Raw genomic sequence first — 14,096 nt, 5'->3', positions numbered from 1 at the left:
CCGAGGTGTGCGACACCCTGTCTGGGGCCTATTCAGGCGCCCGTCGTGGCGGCGAGGAAGACGAGCGCCTGCTCGCTCGGACTGCCCGGCTCGGGCGTGCCGACGAGGAGTTGCTGGCCGGGCGCATCCCGCACGTCGAAGGTCTGGTAGGTCAGCTCGATGCGCCCGGCGACGGGGTGCACGAACACCTTGAGGGCGCGATCGAGCCCGCCCACCTCGTGATCGGACCACAGCGCGCGGAACTCGGCCGAGGCGCCGTCGAGCTCGGCCACGAGCGCGCCGATCGCGGGATCGTCGGGGAAGAGGCCCGAGTTCAATCGCAGGGCGCGAACCGTCGACCGGGCCACGGCCGGCCACTCGGCGAAGACGTCGCGCGCCGCCGGGTGGGTGAACAGGATCCGCGGCATGTTGCGCTCCGGGAAGAAGGGGGACAGCAACGCGTCGGCGACGGCGTTCGCGGCGAGCACGTCGAACGCCGGCCCGAGCACGTACGCCGCCGCGCTCGGGAAGGATTCGAGCAAGCCGAGGAGCGCCGGATGGACGCGCTCGCGCCGCGGGTCGGCGCCCATGCGCGGGTTCACGCCCGCCAGTCGGAGCAGGTGCCCGCGTGCATCGGGCCCGAGCCGCAGCGCGCGTCCGATCGCCTCCACTACCTGCGGCGACGGATTGCGTTCGCGACCCTGCTCGAGTCGGGCGTAGTAGTCGGCGCTGACGCCGGCGAGCACCGCGACCTCCTCGCGGCGAAGGCCCGCCACCCGTCGCCCCGACACGCCGCCCGCGAGCCCCACGTCCTCGGGATCCACCCGGGCGCGGCGAGCGCGCAGGAATGCGCCGAGCTCGTTGTCGCCGGGAGCCATGCTGCGGATCCTACTCGCGCGCCGGGCGGACGGCCGGGGGCACGGGGGCAGCCTGTACTGGTGGGTTATCCGGGCAGAGGAACGCGCACTACACCCCGGGATCGAGATTCGGCGGCGACGGTGCGATCGGCGGTACGAGCGGGCCGGCAGCGAGGATGCGTTCGACCATCCCCCAGGCGCGGTCGGTGAGCGAGTCGCCGGGGAAGAACTCGGTGAAGAGCGCGTCGGCGGCTTCGACCGAGTCGATGCCACAGACGGCGAGCAGTTGCCGGATGTCGTCGGTGTCGCGACCAGGTCGGCTGGCCTTGAGCTTCATCGCCAGCAACGCGTCGGCAGGAGCGACCTCGATCGTCACCAGATCGTCCTGATGGATCGCCTCCCACCGGACCTCGCGCCCCCACCACGGCGCGAGCTGAGAGGCCTTGAAGTTCAGCCAGTCGGGCTGCCATCCGCGCCGCTGCGCGATGCGCTCGGCGGCCTCGATCACGGCCGCCTCGTCGCCTGGGCTCACCTTCACTGCGTCGATGTCGACCGTCGTGCGCCGCTCGAAGTGACGCAACGCGAGCGCACCGCCGCCGACGATGCGCAGTCCGACCGGGTCGCCGGCAGCATGCAGTTCTGCGACGAGCTCGCGCAGTCCTTCGATGAGGTCGCCTCGGTCGAGGAGGATCATCACACGCTCTCCAAGGAGTCGCGCCAGACCAACACACCGTGATCGAGGAACTCGGCCGGGACCTCCGCCCGCGGTGGAACCGGGTCGGCGGGGTCGACGGCCAGGGGCCGCGCGCGCTCGAGGTGCCGGGTGGCCGCGCTGGTCCAGGTCGGAGCAGGCACGCCCTCTTGGCTCAGCCGGTAGTCGACCAGCGCTGCGATCGCGGCGTCCCACGTCTTCGAACCGGTCGACTCTGGCTCGGTGATCGCGAGGATGCCGCGGAGCAGCCCACGCTCCGCTACCAGATGGTCATTCATCTGAATGAAGAACCGGAATGCCAGCCCCCGGTCGTCACGTGCGAGCGCGTACCTGATGTCGGCGGCGATCGTCGCGACATCGTCGCGCGTGGTCGCCGCCGCGTAGAGCCGGTGACCCGCCCCGGCGAGGAGCCGGCTCGCGGTATCGAATCGCGGATCCTCGTGTGCGTTCTCGGCGATCGCGACGCGACTCTGCGACAGTCCGGCGCGTCGCGCGAGCTCTCGCTGGGAGAAGCGGCGGGATCGACGCGCCGAACGGACGAGCGTGGCAATGTCCGTCATTTTTCACCCTCTATGATTCGGTAAACAATATGATACCTCGTTCAAGAGGCCAAGAGGAGGTGCAGCGCACATGCCCCGCCGTATCATCCGCCACGAGTTCGACCTCGCCGCCGAGCCCGACGTCGTCGCCGGCCACCTCACTGAGCCCCGCAACTACGTCGGCCTGTCGCCGCTGGTCGTCGAGGTGCGCGACATCGCCGACGCGGATGACGCTGGCATCACGCGGTACACCGCGGTCGAGCGCTTCCCGCTGCCGTTCGGCCGTCACCTCGACAACCGCATCCGCGTGACGCTGCGCCGCGATGACGGCGATCCGACCCGTCTGAGCGTCGGCGGCGACGTGCGCAGCCCCGGCTGGGTGCGCATGGGCTACCGCTTCGACATCATCGCCAGCGGCGCCGGCTCGCACGTCGTCGACGAGCTCGACCTGCGGGCTCCGTTCGGACTCCTGCGCTTCGCGGCGGGCCAGGCGCGCAGCGTGCAGTTGTCGCGAGCGGCGATCTTGCAGGACCGACTGACGGGCGCCGCGGAGATCGGGTAGCTCCCCCACCGCGCTTCAGGCCCCTCGAAGCTCCGAATTCCCGAACGCTATGGATTAATACGCACATAGATGCGTATAGTCGCATCCATGCCACGACGACGCCCAGGCGTGCTCCTGCCGATCGAGCTCGCGATCCTCGATGCGGGCCTCACCATCCAGCCGCGCGAGGGATCGTTCTTCGGGTTCGCGCTCGCCCGCACGCTCGCCGAACGCGACGGCTCCGCGTTGGTGTCGCAAGGCGCGCTGTATCGCGCACTGAACCGCATGGAAGCCGCGGGGTTGCTGGAATCGGAGTGGGAGGCACCCGAGTCGGCCGAGGCCGAGGGCCGCCCGCGCCGCCGCCTCTACCAGGTGACCGGGGCCGGCGAGGCGGCGTTTCGTGCGGCCGTCCGAGCCGAGCAGCGCGGCACCGTGACCGGCGAGGCGCTCGCATGACCGGCCGGAACGAGCGAGTCGTCGAACGCGCCGCCCGGGCGACGCTGCACTGGACACTGCGCTACACGGGCGGCGTCGACCCGACCGTCGCTGGCAGGCGACAGGAGGAGATCCTGTCGGACCTGCACGAGCACACGACCTGGGCGGCCGAGGCCGGCATCAGCCCGCGGGCCACGGCACGATCGATGCGAGCGAGGATGCTGCGCGGCATCCCGGCCGACCTCGATTGGCGGCGCGCCCAACTCTCCGGTCGGGAGGGCATCCGGTGGAGCCTGCCGCGCGTGGACGGGCTGCTCTCGGCTGCCGTCGTGATGATCGGCATCGTGCAGGTCGCCGTCGGCGCGTTCATCGCCGCCCGCCAGGTGCGTGCGCAGATGATCGACGACATCGCCTTCGTGCCGAACGCCGTCGCGTTCACGATCGCCCTGGGCTCGGTCGCCCTCGTCGCAACCGCCCTGCTCGGGCCGCGACGCACGCGGCACTGGGGTTCGGCGATGCTCGCGGTCACCGGTGTGCTGATCTTCGCGCAGAGCGTCGAGGCGCTGTACCACCTCAGCGCGACCGCACTCGTCGTGATCATCGGAGTGCCCTGGCTCGAACCGGCCGCCTACGTCATCGGCATCGGCGTCGCCATCATCTGCCTCGCTGCCACCGCCCAATGGGCGACTCCAGCGCGCCGGATCCCGGCCGCGTCCACGGCATCCCTACCCGCCGGAGAGGAACCCCGATGAACCTGCAGAACCTGCTCGATGACGAACGAGCGCGCGAGGCACGACGACAGGAGCGACGGACGCCGCGGCACCGCATCGCACTCGTGGTCGGCGCCGTCGGAGCGGCCATGGCGATCGGTACCGGTGCCGCGCTCACCGCGGCGGCCATGTCCGAGATCAACGCAGACGGCCAGGAGATTGCTGCGTCCACGGTGACTCCGGATGTCTCGGCGCCCGCGCGGCCCGACACCGCAGCGGTTCCCACGCCCACGACGAACGATCCCCTTGCGAGCGCGGCGCCCGCACCGGCATCCGGTGCGACCGACGACCCGGTCGAGGACGCCGTCGCACCGGAACCCGGCGGCATCGCCACCATCCGCGGGTACACCGTCTACGACGAGACCTCCGACCTCGACCTGATCCCGAGGCCCTCGGCCGAGTTCATCGAGGAATGGGCGCTCGATGTCGAGGTGGGCCTGATGCAGGACCACCTGGACGCCGTGTGCATGGCCGAGAAGGGATTCAAGGCGGCGTTCATCCCCATGTGGCAGACGTGGGAGACCGGCGACACGATGGCCGTGATCGACGAGCTCGACACGTTCAATGACGCCCGCACGCCCGAATGGCACGAGGCCATGTTCGGCGCCGACGACCAGCCGCTCGGCGACGCCTACGACTGGCAGCAAGCCGGATGCCACGGAGCTTCCGTGCACGCCACCGGCATGGACGGCGCCCACTAGAACCAGGCGGGGTCGCGGTCGCGGTCGAACAGCGCGTCAGGCCGCGTCGCGGCCGGCGACCGACGCCCGCACCGCGTCGAGGACCGCCTGCAGCGCGGGCGAGTCCGCCTGGCTGCGGCGGTGCACGGCCGAGACCCCGCGGGTCGATGCGGGTCGCGCCGTCGGCACCGCGACGAGATCGGGATGCAGCGGCGGGCGCCCCATCCGCGGCACCAGCGCCACTCCCAGGCCGGCGCGCACGAGCTCCAGGTGGTTCTCGAACTCCATCGACTCGTGCACGATCCGCGGCGCGTTCGAGACCCCGTCGAAGAGACGCCGCAGCCACTGGCGGCAGATCGTCGAGTCGAACGTCGCGATCCACTCCTCCTCGGCGAGGTCGGCCGGGGTCAGCTCGGTGCGTCCGGCGAGCGGGTGCTCGCGTCGCAGGATCACGTCGGCGACATCCGTGTACAGGGGGGTCTCGACGAGGTGATCGGGCATCGCGAGCGCGACCCCGCCCCACCGGTGCACGATGCCGAGATCGCGCTGTCCCGACGCGACCAGCGCGATCGACTCCCACGGCTCGCTCTCGCGCAACGGCACCCGCAGCTCCGGATGCTCCTCCCGCAGCCGCGGCAGGACGTCGACGAGCAGGCCCCGCACCGCGGTCGAGAACGCGCCGATGCGCACCTCGCCGGTGATGCGGCGCGCGGCTGCGCCATCCGCCCCCGGCGCCCGGCCCGCGGAATGCAGGTCGGCCTCGATGCGCTCGAGGTCGGCGAGCACCGTCGCCGACGACGTGACCAGCTGGCGCCCGGCATCCGTCAACACGACACCACGACCCGCCCGTTCGAGCAGCGCGACCCGCGTGCCGCGCTCGAGGCGCTTGATCTGCTGCGACACCGCCGACGGCGTGAACCCGAGCGCATCCGCCGCCGCAGCGACACTGCCGTTCGTCGCCACCGCGCGGAGCGCGACGACCGCTTCGAGATCGATCATGCAGCGATGCTACCGATTCAAGAGCAGAAATGGTCGCTGGTGATTCCGGATGCCGCGGGCCACCCTTGACCCATGACGAGACGCGACATGCTGCTGGCCGCGCTGGTGGCGACGATGTGGGGCTTCAACTTCGTCGTCATCGACTGGGGCATGGATGGCATCCCGCCGCTGTTCTTCGTCGCCATCCGGTTCGCGGTCGTCGCCCTTGCCGTCGTCGTCGTGCCGCGGCCGCTCGCGAGTTGGAAGACCGTCGTCGGCGTCGGCCTCTTCATGAGCCTCGGCCAGTTCGCGCTGCTCTACACGTCGATCGCGCTCGGACTGCAGCCCGGCATCGCCGCACTGCTGCTCCAGGCGCAGGTCGTGCTCACCATCCTCGTCGCCGCGCTCGCGCTGCGCGAGCGGCCCACGCGCCTGCAGGTCGCGGGCGTGCTGCTCGGGACGGTGGGGCTCGGCATCGTGGCGTTCGGTCGCGGCGGCGACGCCCCCGCGCTCGCGGTCGTGCTGTGCCTGCTCGCCGCGCTCTCGTGGGCGATCGGCAACGTGGTGGCACGACGGGCCGGGCCGGTCGCGCCCGCTCGGCGGTTCGGCGCGCTCTCGCTCACGGTGTGGTCGTCGCTCGTCGTGCCGCTGCCCGCACTCGGGCTGTCGGCGCTCATCGAGGGACCCGACGCCATCGCCGCCGGCATCGCCGCATTCGGATGGCGCCCCGCGCTCTCGACGCTCTACACCGCGGGCCTGTGCACCCTCGTCGGCTACGCGATCTTCAACGGGCTGCTCGCCCGCAACCGGTCGGCGTCGGTCGTGCCGTGGGTGCTGCTCGCGCCGGTCGTCGCGATGGCGTCGGCGGCCCTGCTGCTCGGACAGGTGCCGAACGTGTGGGAGACGGTCGGCGGGGCGGTGCTCGTCGCGGGGGTGTTCGTGGCGAACGCGCCGGCGCGGCGGAAGGCGGCGCGGGTGGCGGGCGCGGCGGGCGCGACATCCGAGACATCCGAGGCACAGGCATCCCAGGCCCAGGCATCCGGGGCATCCGAGGCATCCGAGGCATCCGGCCTGCAGGAGACCGTGCCGCGGTCGAAGTGACGCGAGCCGGCCGCCCTTGGTGACCTCGGGCGGCAGCGGCCCGTCACTGCTCGACGAGCGGATGCCCCACCGCTGCGGCGAGCGCGTTGCCGATGAAGACCGCCGGGTCGGAGCACGGTCCGCTCGCACGTCCGTCGGGCACGGTTCCCGTGCCGTCCGGGCACTCCCCCGACTTGATGTCGCTGTTCGCCAGGACGATGACCGTGGTGCCCGACTCGAGGTGGTGCTGCAGCACGGTGTTGAACCCGGGCATCGTGCCGTCGTGGCCGTACCAGCCGAGCGCCAGTCCCATGCCGAGTCCGTAGGCCCGAGCGGGGCTCTGCGGCGCACTGCTGCCCTCGCCGGTGTACACGGGGATGGAGAAGTCGAACGAGTCGATGCGCTGCTGCTGCAGGTCGGCCGGCAGGAGGCCGTCGCCCGTCGCGAGCGCCTCGCTCCAGGTGAGCATGTCGTCGAGGTCGGAGATGATCGAGCCGGCCGTCCACCCCCACGACGGGTTCCAGTCGGTCGTCTCGACGGGCACGCCGTCGTCGACGCCCTGGAGCGTGTACCCGTGGGCGTGCGGGTCGGGGAACGAGGCATCCGTCGGGAAGATCGTGCGGTCGAGCCCGAGCGGCTCGAAGATGCGCTCCTGCAGCACCTCGTCGATCGGCCGGCCCGTGACCTGCTCGATGACCATGCCGAGCAGCACGGTGTTGGTGTTGGAGTAGAAGGTCATGGTGCCCGGCGCGAACATCGGCGGCTCGCCCCGCACGAGGCCGACGAGCTCCTCGGGGGTCCAGACGGAGTTCGGGTCGTCGAACAGGCGCTGCTCGAACTCCGGGTTGAACGTGTACGACGGGATGCCGCTGCGCATGGCACCGAGCTCGAAGAGCGTCGCGTCGCCGTTCGGCATGCCGGGCACGTACTGCTCGATCGGGTCGTCGAGCGAGAGCAGCCCCTCGTCGGCCAGTTGCATGAGCACCGTGATGGTGAAGGTCTTGGTCACGCTGCCGACCCGATGGTTGACGTCGGCGGACATCGGCGTCGTCTCATCCCAGTCCTCGAAGCCCACCGTCGCAGCCCACGTGCCCTCGGGCGTGCGCACGGCCATCACGGCGCCGGGCGCACTGATGCCCGCGAACGCCTCCGACGCCGCAGCCTCGAGCTCGCCACCGAGTTCGGCCCCGAGGCCGTCCTCGACGACGGTGAGACGACCATCGGATGCCGCGGCGGGCGCCGTCTCGGACGATGGGGCGTCCGCCGAGGTGCCCGAGCAGCCGGTGAACCCGGCGAGGACGAGCGCGCTGAGCGCGAGGCTCGGAAGGGCGGTGCGGCGGATGCTCGGCATGTCGACCTCATTCCGTGAGGCTCGGGCTGAGGTCCACTCTAGGGACGGCCTGGGGGTCGGACCACCGGAAATCGTGTCGGCGTGGCGCGCCGCCATTCAGAAGGTCGCTCGCCTGCGGCACCGCGACGTGTCCTCCACAGGCTGCGGAATGGCTGAGTTCGCCACAGGTAAAGATGCCGGTCAGCAATGGTTTTCGGCACGATCGAATGTCGGTGGGTAGGTGCAGGATCGAAGCATGGAACAGCCACCGAACCCGCAGCATCCGCCAGGTGCGCTCGCGGCACTGCGACGTGATGTCGCAGCGCTGGGCGAGGCATGGGCCGGCGGGTCGCCTGCGTGGAGCGCCGTGCGCGGGGGCGCGCAGGTCGAGGTCGAGCAGCTGAGCGACACCGGGCTCATGCAGGCCACCGCGGCGCTCGCGCGCGTGCGGCGCGATGTCGATGCGCTGCTGTCGAGGGTCGCCGCCGAGGTGTCGAAGCGGTCGGGGCCGGCATTCGGCGACACGGGGCTCGCGAAGGCGCAGGGGTTCCAGAACCCGGCCCGCCTCGTCGCAGCGGCCACCGGAGGTTCGCTCGGAGACGCACGCAGGCTTATCGCAGTCGGTACCGCGACCGCCGAACGTCAGAGCTTCACCGGAGAGCGACTGCCGTCCCCGCATCCTCACGTCGGGGAGGCGCTCGGGTCGGCCGCCATCAGCGTCGAGGCGGCATCGGCGATCACCGCGATGCTCGACCGGACCTCGATGCGATCCGACGCAGGCCGTGCCCGGGTCGTCGAGTCTGCGCTGGTCGAGCTGGCCGAGCGGGTACCGCTCGAGACGCTGCTGCGCGGGGTGCGCGAGGCCGAGGCGCGGCTCGATCCCGACGGCGTCGAGCCCCGCGAAGACGAGCTCCGGATGGAGCGCTCGCTGACCATGCGCGAGGATGCTCGCGGCATGGTGCACCTGCACGCCCGCCTCGACCCCGAAAGCGCCGCTGCCGTGAAGGCCGCGATCGAGGCACTCGTCGGCGACGCGCTGCGCCGACGCGAACCGCGCGGAGCTGCGGGCGGCGGGGAACCACGCCCGGTCATCGACGACCTCCGTACGATTCCGCAGATCCAGGCCGACGCGCTCGCCGCGCTCGCCCGCCACACGCTCGGCTGCACCCAGTCAGCGACACCGCTCGCAAGAACCACCGTGGTCGTGCGCATCGACCTCGACGCACTCGTTAGCGGGCTCGGGCACGCGCGCATCGACGGACTCGACCAGCCGATCTCAGCGGCAACCGCCCGCCGCATGGCCGCCGACGCCGAACTCGTGCCCGCCGTCCTCGGCGGCGAGAGCCTGCCGCTCGACCTCGGACGAGCCGCGCGCCTCTTCACGAAGGCGCAACGGCTCGCCCTCGGCGAGCGCGACGGCGGCTGCGCCTCCTGCGGGCAGAACATCGGCTACGTCGAGGCCCACCACATCGACTGGTGGGAACGCGACGCCGGCCCGACCGACCTCGCCAACGGAGTCCTCCTGTGCTCCTTCTGCCACCACATGATCCACCGCGACGGCTGGCAGATCCGGCCCGGACCGCGCGAGATCTGGTTCATCCCGCCACCGCACATCGACCCCGCCCAGGCGCCCCGCCTCGGCGGCCGGGCGCGGTTCGAACTGCGTGAAGACCGGGCGGCGTGATGCCCGCGCGCCCGCTCGGCGCGTCGCCGGCGGGGATCGACGAGAGCAGTCCGGCGTGACTACGCACGGCACGTGGTTCGGTGCGCCGCCGACTCACGCGAGGGTGGATGTCGACGGCCGCGCCCGTCCGGGCCATCCCGCCGTCCACGAATGCGAGGAGAGGTTCCCCTCATGCACGCTACGAACCCCGGAAACCGACGACGCGCGTTCCGCGTCGCGGTGGTCGCCACGGTCGCCGCTGCGGCGACCGCGATCTCGGTCGCGATCCCCGCGGCGGCGGATGTCGCCCGCGCACCGTCCGAACCGAAGCCCACCATCGTGCTCGTCCACGGCGCCTTCGCCGATGCGTCGGGGTGGAACGACGTGACCGAGCGGCTGCAGAAGCAGGGCTACACGGTGCTCGCCGCCTCCAACCCGCTGCGCGGGCTGCACACGGATGCCGCGTATGTGCGATCCATCCTCGAGAGCATCGAGGGCCCGATCGTGCTCGTCGGCCACTCGTACGGCGGCGCGGTCATCACGAACGCCGCGACCGGGATGGCGAACGTCGAGGCGCTCGTCTACGTCGCCGCCTACGCGCTCGACGAGGGCGAGCGGCTCGTCGATGCGAACGCGCTCGGCGGCGGGCACACCGACCTCGCCGACCACATCGTGGTGAGGCCGTATCCGGGCGCACCCGAGGGCGATGCCGACGGCTACATCGACCCCGCCTACTTCCGAGAGCTGTTCGCGGCCGACCTGCCGAAGAAGCAGACCGCGGTGATGGCGGCGTCGCAGCGCCCGGCCGCACTGCAGGCCCTGTTCACGCCGTCGGGCGTCCCCGCGTGGAAGGCGATCCCGAGCTGGTTCGTCGTGGCCTCGCAGGACCACACCATCCCGCCGGAGGCCGAGCGCGCCATGGCCGAGCGCGCCGGATCCACGACGGTCGAGATCGACAGCTCCCACGTCGTGATGATGAGCCACCCGGGCGAGGTCACGGACGTGATCCTCGACGCCGCCGGGTGACGGCCGTCGCGCGCGACACCTGCCGCGGCATCCGTCCTCGATCCATGAGGCGGATGCCGCGGCCGCTGACCCGGGTCGGCCACCGACTCACGCCGCGCTCGCGAGCCGCAGCGACCCGGCGCGCGTGCTCGAGCCGCGCAGTGCCACCGCGAGCAGCACGAGCGACAGCAGGCCCGGCCACGCACCGAAGCCCAGCACGAGCACCGCGCCGACCCCGGCGATCGCCGCGGGCACCGCGACCGCGACCGGTACGGCGAACCCGCGGACCGCCCGGTCGCCCGCCACCATCCGTCTCGGCGCCGCCGGTCGTCGCTCCCAGTGCGCGGCACCGCGGACGACGAGCGCTGTCACGAGCGCGGCCGCGGCGAGCCAGACCGGTCGGGTCCACCACCACTCCGCCGTGAGCGGCGCGGGCAGCGGTAGGCCCGCGGCGTGATGCAGCACGAGCAGCACGCCGGCGAGCAGCACGAAGGCGGGAAGGTGCCAGAGGTAGAGCGTCATCCCCCACTCGCCGAATCGGGCGATGATCCGCTGCGGGCGCGGCCGCTGCGCCCACCGGCGGAGCGCCGGGCGGATGAGCGAGAACACGGCGAGCTGCGCGACGCCGAGCACGGCAAGGCAGATCGTGGGCGGATTGAGGTTCGCGAAGAGGTCGACCGAGTGCGGGCCGGCCGCGATCATGCCGGCGAGGACGGCGAGCGCGACCGCGGCGGTTCCGAGGCGCGCGGGGCGTGACATCCGATCGACCGTGCCGTCGGCGAGGAGGAAGCCGAGCTGCTGCACGAGCAGCCACACGACGAGTAGGTTGACGTACCCGACCGCGTCGACGCCCGAGGCGAAACGGGCGGCATCGACCGAGAGGGCGGCGACCGACAGCGCGCCCAGCGTCAGCCACGGATGCCGCGCGTGCAACCACGCCATCGCCGGCACGAGCGACGAGCAGGCGAGGTAGACGGTCAGGAACCAGAGCGGCTGCCCGATGCGGTATCCGGCGGTGGCCACCATGTCGGCGGGCAGGCCGACCGCGGCCAGCACGAGGAGGACCGAGGTGATCACGGCGACGAGCGCGATCGCGGGACGCACGAGCCGGAGGAGGCGCGAGCGAGCGAACGCCGCGGCATCCGCTCCCCTCGCGCGTTCGCGGCGCCACTGCGTCCACCCGGCGTAGCCGCCGATGACGAAGAAGAGGGGCATGACCTGCACCACCCAGGTCGCCGGGGCGAACCCGGCCCAGCCCTCGAGCGCGTTCTCGAGCACCGGCCCGTCGGCGCCGACGCTCACGCCGACCATCATGGCGTGCAGCACGAACACGACCACGAGGCAGGCGGCGCGTGCGGCGTCGATCGCGGGGTCGCGGTCCGATGCGGTCGGTCGACGACCGAGGTCGCTCGGCGCAACGGGCCTAGGTCGTTCGGCGGTCAGCATGTCGGCGCCTCCTCCCGGGCGGCGTCTCCGCCCGGCGGCAGGCTATGGACGCGATACCCGGCAGCGGATCACCCGGCGGTGCCGTTCCGACCCCCTACCTCGGTATGGGGCGACGAGCGGATGCCTCAGCCTCCCGGCCGGACGAGCCCCACGTCGTAGGCGAACACCACCGCGTGCACCCGATCGCGCAGGCCAAGCTTCGCCAGGATCTTGCCGACGTGCGTCTTCACCGTCTGCTCGGCGATGAACAACGCGGCCGCGATCTCCTGGTTGGAACGGCCTCGCGCGATGAGGACGAGCACCTCGCGCTCCCGAGCGGTGAGCGAGGCGAGCAGGTGTTCATCGACCCGAGGTGGCGGGGCCTGCCGCGCGACCTCCTCGATGAGGCGGCGCGTGACGCTCGGCGCGAGCAGCGCATCGCCGGCTGCGATGACGCGCACGGCGGCCACGACCTCGTCGGGCACGGCGTCCTTCAGCAGGAACCCGCTCGCGCCGGCGCGCAGCGCCGCGAACACGTAGTCGTCGATGTCGAACGTGGTGAGCATGAGCACCCGCGGCACGTAGTCGCTCGACCGCGGCGGGGTCTGCAGCGCCTGCGTCGCCTCGATGCCGTTCATGCCGGGCATGCGCACGTCCATGACGACGACATCGGGGCGCAGCGCGCGCGCGAGACGCACCGCCTCGGCGCCATCCGCCGCCTGGCCGACCACCCGGAGGTCGTCGTGCGCATCGAGCACGGCGGCGAATCCCGCCCGCACCATCGCCTGGTCGTCGACGACGAGCACGGTGACCGTCATGACGCCTCCTCCGGACGGCCCCCGACCAGTGGCAGGACGGCGTGCACCTCGAACCCGCCGTCGGCCGTGGGACCGCTGTCGATCCGTCCACCGACGAGGCGGGCGCGCTCGCGCATGCCGATGAGTCCGTGGCCCGGGCCGAGCGACGAGGCGGCGATCGGTGCCGCGGTCGGTGCCGACGGAGTGCTCGGCGACGTGCCCGGCGGCGGCCCGTTGCGGATCGTGAGATCGAGCGACGCGCGATCGCCGTCGACGCGGCGGAGGGTCACGACGGTTGGCGCCCCGGGCGCGTGGCGCAGCACGTTGCTCAGCGACTCCTGCACCATCCGGTACGCCGTGCTCGCGGCGAGCCCGCCGTCGAGCAGGCCGGGCGACACCTCGAGCTCGACCGGCACCCCCGCGCGCTCGACGCTCGCCACGAGCTCGGGCAGCTGGGCGAGCGTCGGCTGCGGCGCGGTCTCGGCCTCGGCCGCCGGGTCGCGGAGGACGGTGAGCAGCTCGCGCATGTCGGCGATGGCCGCGCGAGCGGATGCCGCGATCTCGCCGAACTCGGCCGTCGTCGCGTCGTCGAGCCCCGTCAGCCGGTAGGGCGCGCTCGTCGCCTGCACCTGGATGATCGACATGCTGTGGGCGACGACGTCGTGCAGCTCGCGCGCGATGCGCGTGCGCTCCTCGGCGATGAGACGTCGCTCGTGCTCGGCGGCGCTCGTGCGGCGCTCCTCGTCGAGCGCAGCCGAGAGCCGGGCGCGACTGACCGTCACGGCGAGGGCCACGCCAAGCACGAGGGCGCTCACCGCGGCGCTCGTCACGAGGTTCGCCACCAAGCCGTCGGGCGTCGCGCCGCGGTCGGGCAGGAACGCGAGCCCGAGGGGCACGACGACGGCCGCGACCCAGAGCGCGATCGCGGCCCGATCCGCCCCGCGGACCACGAGCACGATGAGCAGGGCGCACAGCATGAGGAGCTGCGGCACGGAGACCGGCCACGGCTGCCCGGGATCCGCCGCGCCGACCAGGCCGAAGACGACCTGCCCGGCGAGGAACGACGCGACGCCCGCCCACGGATGCCACACCGCGATCGGCAGGCTGCCCGCCTGGAGGAGCCCGATCGCGAACGCGGCGACGACGGGGACGGCGTAGGCCGTCGCATGGATCGGGACCTGGACGGAGAAGAGCACCACCGCGGCCAGGCCGCTCGCCGACCAGAAGACGATCGGCGGGATCGGCCACTCCCACTCCAGCGCCCGACCCGGGCGGGGGGACGCGGGTGGGGCCATGCGCTCACTC

Annotated in this window: 15 protein-coding genes; 7 read left to right on the top strand and 8 right to left on the bottom strand. The window is 72.3% G+C overall.

The features are described from left to right. Positions 1-32: 32 nt before the first annotated feature. From JOD46_RS06055 to JOD46_RS06045, 3 genes are all read right to left on the bottom strand, one after another. Positions 33-857: a helix-turn-helix transcriptional regulator gene (locus JOD46_RS06055; protein ID WP_204392487.1), complete on the bottom strand. Its 825-nt coding sequence runs from the start codon at positions 855-857 to the stop codon at positions 33-35. An 88-nt stretch (positions 858-945) separates the two neighbouring features. Next, positions 946-1,530 (bottom strand): DUF6036 family nucleotidyltransferase, encoded by a 585-nt coding sequence (locus JOD46_RS06050; protein ID WP_204392485.1) that lies wholly within the window; start codon positions 1,528-1,530, stop codon positions 946-948. Continuing rightward, positions 1,530-2,108 (bottom strand): helix-turn-helix domain-containing protein, encoded by a 579-nt coding sequence (locus JOD46_RS06045; protein ID WP_204392483.1) that lies wholly within the window; start codon positions 2,106-2,108, stop codon positions 1,530-1,532. The genes JOD46_RS06050 and JOD46_RS06045 overlap by 1 nt, the downstream gene beginning before the upstream one ends. Before the next feature lie 70 nt (positions 2,109-2,178). Between JOD46_RS06045 and JOD46_RS06040 the strand changes: the two genes are divergently transcribed. The 4 genes from JOD46_RS06040 to JOD46_RS06025 all read left to right on the top strand — a co-directional run bounded on the left by JOD46_RS06040 (position 2,179) and on the right by JOD46_RS06025 (position 4,534). Continuing rightward, positions 2,179-2,649, top strand: a complete 471-nt coding sequence (locus JOD46_RS06040; RefSeq protein ID WP_204392481.1) for an SRPBCC family protein — start codon at positions 2,179-2,181, stop codon at positions 2,647-2,649. Positions 2,650-2,736: 87 nt separating this feature from the next. Further along, positions 2,737-3,084 (top strand): PadR family transcriptional regulator, encoded by a 348-nt coding sequence (locus JOD46_RS06035; protein WP_204392479.1) that lies wholly within the window; start codon positions 2,737-2,739, stop codon positions 3,082-3,084. Next, positions 3,081-3,815: a hypothetical protein gene (locus JOD46_RS06030; protein WP_204392477.1), complete on the top strand. Its 735-nt coding sequence runs from the start codon at positions 3,081-3,083 to the stop codon at positions 3,813-3,815. The genes JOD46_RS06035 and JOD46_RS06030 overlap by 4 nt, the downstream gene beginning before the upstream one ends. Next, complete coding sequence (locus JOD46_RS06025) at positions 3,812-4,534, top strand: hypothetical protein (protein WP_204392475.1); 723 nt, start codon at positions 3,812-3,814, stop codon at positions 4,532-4,534. The genes JOD46_RS06030 and JOD46_RS06025 overlap by 4 nt, the downstream gene beginning before the upstream one ends. A 36-nt stretch (positions 4,535-4,570) precedes the next feature. Here the strand turns inward: JOD46_RS06025 and JOD46_RS06020 are convergent, their stop codons facing one another. Beyond that, positions 4,571-5,512 carry a LysR family transcriptional regulator gene (locus JOD46_RS06020; RefSeq protein ID WP_204392472.1) on the bottom strand — a complete coding sequence of 314 codons (942 nt, stop codon included), beginning with the start codon at positions 5,510-5,512 and terminating at the stop codon, positions 4,571-4,573. 72 nt (positions 5,513-5,584) lie between these two features. Between JOD46_RS06020 and JOD46_RS06015 the strand changes: the two genes are divergently transcribed. After that, positions 5,585-6,592 (top strand): EamA family transporter, encoded by a 1,008-nt coding sequence (locus JOD46_RS06015; protein WP_204392470.1) that lies wholly within the window; start codon positions 5,585-5,587, stop codon positions 6,590-6,592. A 43-nt stretch (positions 6,593-6,635) separates the two neighbouring features. Here JOD46_RS06015 and JOD46_RS06010 read toward each other — a convergent pair whose 3' ends face one another. Further along, positions 6,636-7,922 (bottom strand): serine hydrolase domain-containing protein, encoded by a 1,287-nt coding sequence (locus JOD46_RS06010; RefSeq protein ID WP_204392468.1) that lies wholly within the window; start codon positions 7,920-7,922, stop codon positions 6,636-6,638. A 235-nt stretch (positions 7,923-8,157) separates the two neighbouring features. Between JOD46_RS06010 and JOD46_RS06005 the strand changes: the two genes are divergently transcribed. Continuing rightward, positions 8,158-9,585 (top strand): HNH endonuclease signature motif containing protein, encoded by a 1,428-nt coding sequence (locus JOD46_RS06005; RefSeq protein ID WP_204392466.1) that lies wholly within the window; start codon positions 8,158-8,160, stop codon positions 9,583-9,585. A gap of 171 nt (positions 9,586-9,756) precedes the next feature. Continuing rightward, on the top strand, positions 9,757-10,590 hold the full coding sequence (locus tag JOD46_RS06000; protein WP_204392464.1) for an alpha/beta fold hydrolase: 834 nt from the start codon (positions 9,757-9,759) through the stop codon (positions 10,588-10,590). 87 nt (positions 10,591-10,677) lie between these two features. On the opposite strand, the gene JOD46_RS05995 is transcribed toward JOD46_RS06000, so the two are convergent. From JOD46_RS05995 to JOD46_RS05985, 3 genes are all read right to left on the bottom strand, one after another. After that, complete coding sequence (locus tag JOD46_RS05995) at positions 10,678-12,015, bottom strand: acyltransferase family protein (protein ID WP_204392462.1); 1,338 nt, start codon at positions 12,013-12,015, stop codon at positions 10,678-10,680. Between the two features lie 125 nt (positions 12,016-12,140). Then, positions 12,141-12,812, bottom strand: a complete 672-nt coding sequence (locus tag JOD46_RS05990; protein ID WP_204392460.1) for a response regulator — start codon at positions 12,810-12,812, stop codon at positions 12,141-12,143. Next, positions 12,809-14,086, bottom strand: coding sequence for a sensor histidine kinase (locus JOD46_RS05985; RefSeq protein WP_204392458.1), 1,278 nt, complete (start codon positions 14,084-14,086; stop codon positions 12,809-12,811). Before JOD46_RS05985 ends, JOD46_RS05990 begins: the two co-directional genes overlap by 4 nt. Positions 14,087-14,096: the final 10 nt, after the last annotated feature.

It is taken from the genome of Agromyces aurantiacus (assembly GCF_016907355.1).
In the GTDB taxonomy this organism is placed as follows: Bacteria; Actinomycetota; Actinomycetes; order Actinomycetales; family Microbacteriaceae; genus Agromyces; species Agromyces aurantiacus.
This window is presented reverse-complemented; position numbering and strand designations above follow the sequence as displayed.

What these genes read in the sequence shown, in the direction of transcription:
- JOD46_RS06030 (WP_204392477.1), top strand. Translation starts at nt 3,081, where the DNA reads ATGACCGGCCGGAACGAGCGAGTCGTCGAACGCGCCGCCCGGGCGACG.
- JOD46_RS06010 (WP_204392468.1), bottom strand. Translation starts at nt 7,922, where the DNA reads ATGCCGAGCATCCGCCGCACCGCCCTTCCGAGCCTCGCGCTCAGCGCG.
- JOD46_RS06055 (WP_204392487.1), bottom strand. Translation starts at nt 857, where the DNA reads ATGGCTCCCGGCGACAACGAGCTCGGCGCATTCCTGCGCGCTCGCCGC.
- JOD46_RS06020 (WP_204392472.1), bottom strand. Translation starts at nt 5,512, where the DNA reads ATGATCGATCTCGAAGCGGTCGTCGCGCTCCGCGCGGTGGCGACGAAC.
- JOD46_RS06000 (WP_204392464.1), top strand. Translation starts at nt 9,757, where the DNA reads ATGCACGCTACGAACCCCGGAAACCGACGACGCGCGTTCCGCGTCGCG.
- JOD46_RS06025 (WP_204392475.1), top strand. Translation starts at nt 3,812, where the DNA reads ATGAACCTGCAGAACCTGCTCGATGACGAACGAGCGCGCGAGGCACGA.
- JOD46_RS06050 (WP_204392485.1), bottom strand. Translation starts at nt 1,530, where the DNA reads ATGATCCTCCTCGACCGAGGCGACCTCATCGAAGGACTGCGCGAGCTC.
- JOD46_RS06035 (WP_204392479.1), top strand. Translation starts at nt 2,737, where the DNA reads ATGCCACGACGACGCCCAGGCGTGCTCCTGCCGATCGAGCTCGCGATC.
- JOD46_RS05985 (WP_204392458.1), bottom strand. Translation starts at nt 14,086, where the DNA reads ATGGCCCCACCCGCGTCCCCCCGCCCGGGTCGGGCGCTGGAGTGGGAG.
- JOD46_RS05990 (WP_204392460.1), bottom strand. Translation starts at nt 12,812, where the DNA reads ATGACGGTCACCGTGCTCGTCGTCGACGACCAGGCGATGGTGCGGGCG.
- JOD46_RS06040 (WP_204392481.1), top strand. Translation starts at nt 2,179, where the DNA reads ATGCCCCGCCGTATCATCCGCCACGAGTTCGACCTCGCCGCCGAGCCC.
- JOD46_RS06005 (WP_204392466.1), top strand. Translation starts at nt 8,158, where the DNA reads ATGGAACAGCCACCGAACCCGCAGCATCCGCCAGGTGCGCTCGCGGCA.
- JOD46_RS05995 (WP_204392462.1), bottom strand. Translation starts at nt 12,015, where the DNA reads ATGCTGACCGCCGAACGACCTAGGCCCGTTGCGCCGAGCGACCTCGGT.
- JOD46_RS06015 (WP_204392470.1), top strand. Translation starts at nt 5,585, where the DNA reads ATGACGAGACGCGACATGCTGCTGGCCGCGCTGGTGGCGACGATGTGG.
- JOD46_RS06045 (WP_204392483.1), bottom strand. Translation starts at nt 2,108, where the DNA reads ATGACGGACATTGCCACGCTCGTCCGTTCGGCGCGTCGATCCCGCCGC.